The organism is Candidatus Propionivibrio aalborgensis, from assembly GCF_900089945.1.
Taxonomy (GTDB): domain Bacteria; phylum Pseudomonadota; class Gammaproteobacteria; order Burkholderiales; family Rhodocyclaceae; genus Propionivibrio; species Propionivibrio aalborgensis.
Map to the genome: position 1 here is coordinate 1 of NZ_FLQY01000142.1, position 506 is coordinate 506.

Below are 506 nucleotides of genomic sequence, written 5' to 3' on the forward strand. Positions count from 1 at the left end.
GCAATTTCGACTCGTCGACGTTCACCGCCGGAAAGCGAAGCGGCCGAACTGCTGCGAATATGGCTTATGTGCAGTTCTTCGAGAAGGCTTTCGGCGCGGAATTCAATTTCGTCAGGCGGCAGATTCTGTAGTTCCAGAACTGCCTGGATGTTTTCGACAACGGTCAGTTTGCGGAATACAGAGGCTTCCTGGGGAAGGTAAGAGACGCCCAACTGCGCTCTTTTATGGATGGGCAAGTGCGTGATTTTTCTATCATCAAGATGAACATCGCCCCCATCACAGGGAATCAGACCGACGACCATGTAGAAGCAGGTTGTCTTTCCAGCGCCATTCGGGCCGAGCAGGCCGACCACTTCGCCGCTTCTTACCTCGAAGGACACGTCTTCCACCACCGTACGCTTCTTGAAGCGTTTTTTCAGGTTGTGCGTGGAAAGGAGACTCTTCGTGCTCGGGTTGACATTGGTTTCGGAAGTCATTCAATCGTCTTCAAAGTCGCCGCGTAACAC

The 506-nt window shown here is 52.8% G+C and carries 1 protein-coding gene; it reads right to left on the bottom strand.

The window, feature by feature from the left end; all coding sequences use genetic code 11:
• Positions 1-476 (bottom strand): ATP-binding cassette domain-containing protein (locus PROAA_RS08435; RefSeq protein ID WP_186410925.1); only part of this gene is annotated, 476 nt, incomplete at its 3' end.
• Between the last annotated feature and the right edge of the window lie 30 nt (positions 477-506).